Origin of the sequence: Corynebacterium sp. (assembly GCF_030538285.1) — a bacterium.
Taxonomy (GTDB): Bacteria; Actinomycetota; Actinomycetes; order Mycobacteriales; family Mycobacteriaceae; genus Corynebacterium.
The window spans coordinates 1-4,125 of record NZ_JAUNUG010000084.1 but is presented as its reverse complement, the minus strand read 5'-3'; the positions used below and the strand labels follow the sequence as shown (position 1 = coordinate 4,125).

General features: G+C 63.9%; 7 protein-coding genes. 6 read left to right on the top strand and 1 reads right to left on the bottom strand.

Translation table 11 applies throughout. The annotated features are described in order from the left end of the window. Positions 1 to 193: 193 nt before the first annotated feature. A complete protein-coding gene (locus tag Q4G50_RS14445) occupies positions 194 to 616 on the top strand; it encodes a pyridoxamine 5'-phosphate oxidase family protein (RefSeq protein WP_303378352.1) in 423 nt (140 codons plus the stop codon). Positions 617 to 626: 10 nt separating this feature from the next. Beyond that, positions 627 to 1,385 (top strand): fructosamine kinase family protein, encoded by a 759-nt coding sequence (locus tag Q4G50_RS14440; RefSeq protein ID WP_303378351.1) that lies wholly within the window; start codon positions 627 to 629, stop codon positions 1,383 to 1,385. Here the strand turns inward: Q4G50_RS14440 and nadE are convergent. Then, positions 1,382 to 2,206 (bottom strand): ammonia-dependent NAD(+) synthetase, encoded by an 825-nt coding sequence (nadE, locus tag Q4G50_RS14435; protein WP_303378350.1) that lies wholly within the window; start codon positions 2,204 to 2,206, stop codon positions 1,382 to 1,384. The genes Q4G50_RS14440 and nadE overlap by 4 nt on opposite strands. A gap of 123 nt (positions 2,207 to 2,329) precedes the next feature. On the opposite strand from nadE, the gene ykgO reads away from it, so the two are divergent. The 4 genes from ykgO to Q4G50_RS14415 all read left to right on the top strand — a co-directional run. Beyond that, entirely contained in the window at positions 2,330 to 2,452 is a 123-nt protein-coding gene (ykgO, locus tag Q4G50_RS14430) for a type B 50S ribosomal protein L36 (protein ID WP_005511141.1), read from the top strand. A gap of 354 nt (positions 2,453 to 2,806) precedes the next feature. After that, complete coding sequence (gene nrdH / locus Q4G50_RS14425) at positions 2,807 to 3,040, top strand: glutaredoxin-like protein NrdH (protein ID WP_085548238.1); 234 nt, start codon at positions 2,807 to 2,809, stop codon at positions 3,038 to 3,040. Between the two features lie 70 nt (positions 3,041 to 3,110). Beyond that, complete coding sequence (gene nrdI, locus Q4G50_RS14420) at positions 3,111 to 3,551, top strand: class Ib ribonucleoside-diphosphate reductase assembly flavoprotein NrdI (protein WP_303378349.1); 441 nt, start codon at positions 3,111 to 3,113, stop codon at positions 3,549 to 3,551. 29 nt (positions 3,552 to 3,580) lie between these two features. Beyond that, positions 3,581 to 4,125, top strand: a 545-nt coding sequence (locus Q4G50_RS14415) for a ribonucleotide reductase N-terminal alpha domain-containing protein (protein WP_303378348.1), incomplete at its 3' end; no start/stop codon positions are given.

Sequence of the window (4,125 nt, the reverse complement as noted above, 5' to 3'; positions counted from 1 at the left end):
AGCGCACCACACTGGCAGTGTGGGGGTCAGGGGTTCGAGTCCCCTTAGCTCCACCGTGTGAAAGAGGTCCACCTCCGGGTGGGCCTCTTTTTCATTGCTCAGTGCTCATTGGATTCCGCGGCGACGTAGTGTGGAGGGGAACACGAACGCTTAAGCGTCGAACCTTGAACCCCTTGAACAAGGAGAACCTTTCATGTCCTTCAACGATGATGTCTTCCGCACCCTGAGCACCGAGCAGTCCCTCGCCTACCTGGAGGATGTGCAGCCGGGCCGTATCGTGATGCGCCGCAAGGAAGACATCGAGATCTTCCCCATCAACTTCGTGGTCGACGGTGAGTCCCTGTACTTCCGCACCGCCGAGGGCTCGAAGCTGTTCACCCTGAGCCTCAACCACGATGTCCTCTTCGAGGCCGACGGTCTCGTGGACGGCACCGCCTGGTCTGTCATTATCAAGGGCACCGCTGAGGTCCTGCAGAATCAGGAGGATATCGATCATGCGGAGACCCTGGAGCTCAAGCCGTGGGCCCCGACCCTGAAGTACAACTGGGTGCGCATCAACGCCGAGGACATCTCCGGCCGCGAGTTTGAGGTCGGCGAGGAACCGGAGCGCTACTAACCTGGTTGCTATGAGCGACGTTTTCACCAAACAGCCCCGTGAGCCCCGATCCGCTGAGGCGGAGGCCGCGGGGTTGCGGTGGCTCCGGGAAGGCTCCGACTGTGTGGCGGAGGTAGTGCTTATCGACGCCGCCGCCAACCGGCTGCAGACCCGCCTCGTTACAGAGGTCAGCCCGACCCAGGAGGCGGCACGGCAGGCCGGGCGGGAATTGGCCCGGATTCACGCCGCCGGGGCCCCGGCCTTCGGCGCCCCGCCGGCGGGCTGGGAGGGGCCGAACTACATCGGCACCCAGGAGCAGGAGTGCACCCCGACACCGCACTGGGGTGAGTTCTACGCCAACCAGCGGGTGCTGCCTTTTGCCCGCCACGCTATGGAGGCCGGCAACCTCGACCCCGAGGGCTATGCCGTGGTGGCGCAGGCATGCGCCGCGATCGTCGGCACGCCATGGGACGTGGCACCTGCCCGCATCCACGGTGACCTGTGGGCAGGCAACCTGCTCTTCGCAGAAGAGGGCCCGGTATTCATCGACCCGGCCGCGCACGGCGGCCACCCGCTCACCGACCTGGCGATGCTGGCGCTGTTTGGCGTGCCCTTCCGCGAGGATGTGTGGCGCGGCTACCAGGAGGTGACGGCGCTACCGGAGGATTTCCGCGCGCATTTCCCGATGCACCAGCTCCACCCCCTGGCGGTGCACACCCTCACCCACGGACGTAGCTACGCCCGGCCGCTGGTGACGGCGGCGCGGGAGACCCTGGAACTACTCGGCTAACGCCACCAGCTGTCCTGCGGGCCGGGGGCGAGGTGCCGCTTGTGGGCGCCGATGCGCCACAGGTGCTCGATGCGCTCGCGGGCGGCTTCCGGAACTTCGCGCCCCTCGAGGTAGTCGTCGATGTGGGCGTAGGTGACGCCGAGGGCTTCCTCGTCGGGCAGCGCCGGGCGGTCATCCTCCAGGTCGGCGGTGGGGACCTTCTCCCACGTGGCGGGCGGGGCCCCGAGTTCGGCGAGCAGCTGCGCCCCCTGACGCTTGTTCAGGCCCGCGAGTGGCACGATATCGGCGGCTCCGTCACCGTGCTTGGTGAAGAACCCGGTGACGTTCTCCGCGGCGTGATCCGTGCCGATGACCAGTGCGGAGACCTCGCCGGCGAGGGCGTACTGGGCGATCATGCGCTGGCGGGCCTTGACGTTGCCCTCGTTGAAATCCCCGAGCTCCTCTCTACCGAGTGCCGCGGCGACGGCCGAGTTCATCTCCCCGGTCGCGCCGGCGATGTTGACGGTGAGGCGGTGGTCGGGGTTGATGAAGTCGAGCGCCATCTGGGCGTCGTCCTCATCGGCCTGCACGCCGTGGGGCAAGCGGACCGCCCAGAATTCGGCCTGCCCGCCCTCCGCGCGGAGCTTCTCGACGGCCAGCTGCGCCAGCCGACCCGCCAGGGTGGAGTCCTGCCCACCGGAGATGCCGAGGACATAACCTTTCATGCCGGTGACCCGCAGATAATCGACGAGGAAGTCGACGCGGGTGGTGGCTTCGACGGGGGCGTCGATTAGCGGGCGGGTTCCGAGAGCGGCGATGATGGTGTCCTGCATGAGAGCCATCGTAGGCGGTTTTGGTGGTTGGCCACGGCGTGGGGTAACATACTCCCTCGTGTCATGGCTGGTATGGCCATGTTGGAAAAGTCGCATCGTTAACGAAATCGCGCATACAGAAAGGAGCGCCCGATGAAGGTCCGCAAGTCGCTTCGGTCGCTGAAGAACAAGCCGGGCGCCCAGGTCGTGCGTCGTCGTGGCAAGGTCTACGTGATCAACAAGAAGGAGCCGCGCTTCAAGGCCCGCCAGGGCTAAGCGTCTCTTTGCTTATCGACGAGCAGCCGCCCGTCCGGATACTTTCCGGGCGGGCGGTTCTCGTCATTCCGGGGCTCTTATTTGTATATTTATAACGATTGGATAACGGTAGACTGGGGCGAGCTGGGGAAATCACAGCGTTGTGGTTCCACCGGTGTTGTTCGGTGCGGTGAAGGGGGTCAACATGTAGGCCGCGAGGGTCGGCTATCCTGGGAATATCACGTGTGTAACTACTATATATAGTGTCAGTTGCGGGTGATGACCACAAAGTATAGTGTCGTTGATGTCGCCGCCAGACGGGGGAGAACCCCCCCGTCGGCCCCTCATTCAGTAAGCAGAATAAGGATTATCCGAATGTCCATCACCCTCTACACCAAGCCCGCCTGCGTCCAGTGCAAGGCCACCGAAAAGGCCCTCGACCGTGCTGGCCTGAAGTACGACACCGTGGACATCAGCCTCGACGATGAGGCACGTGACTACGTCCTCGCCCTGGGTTACCTCCAGGCCCCGGTCGTCGAGGCCAACGGTGAGCACTGGTCCGGCTTCCGCCCGGAGCGCATCAACAGCCTCACCGCGGTCGTCGCTTAGCACTCATCGACCCACAAACCTCACGCCGCCCACGAGAAACCGGGCGGCGTTTCCTATAAGGACGTGACCGATGCTCGTCGTGTATTTCTCCTCTGTGTCGGAGAACACGCGTCGTTTCGTCGAGAAGCTTGACCTGCCGAACGCGCGGATCCCTCTGTACAAGCACGAGGAACCCCTCGTCGTCGACGAGCCCTATGTACTCGTCTGCCCGACCTATGGGGGAGGGGCCACCATGACCCACCAGAACTCCCGCCCCGTGCCCTCCCAGGTCATCCGCTTCCTCAACAATGAGCACAACCGAGGGCTGATCCGCGCCGTCGTCGCTGGCGGCAACTCCAACTTCGGCCGGGACTTCGGCATGGCCGGCGAGGTCATCGCCGCAAAATGCTCCGTCCCCTACGTCTACCGCTTCGAGCTCATGGGCAACCCCGAGGATGTGCGTATCCTGCGGGAGGGACTGCTCGACAACGCACAAGCCCTGGGCCTAGAACCCCTCAACGCCTCCTGTTAAACAAACCCCACCGAAAGGCACCGGACACCTTGACCACGCAGACCACCGAGCACACCAGCTCCCAGGAGGAGCAGCTCGACTACCACGCTCTCAACGCGCTGCTTAACCTGTACGACGAGAACGGCCAGATCCAGTTCGACAAGGACCGGGAAGCCGCCAACCAGTATTTCCTGCAGCACGTCAACCAGAACACCGTGTACTTCCACGACCTGGACGAGAAGCTGCGTTACCTCGTGGACAACAAGTATTACGAGCCGGAGGTGCTGGAGAAGTACGACTACGAATTCATCAAGTCGCTCTTCCAGCGCGCCTACGCCTATAAATTCCGCTTCCCGACATTCCTCGGCGCCTATAAGTACTACACCTCCTACACGCTCAAGACTTTCGACGGCCGCCGCTACCTCGAGCGCTTCGAGGACCGCGTCACCATGACCGCTCTCTTCCTGGCCGACGGCGACCGTCAGCTCGCCGAGAGCCTCGTCGACGAGATCCTCACCGGCCGTTTCCAGCCCGCCACCCCGACCTTCCTCAACGCCGGTAAGGCCCAGCGCGGCGAGCTCGTCTCCTGCTTCCT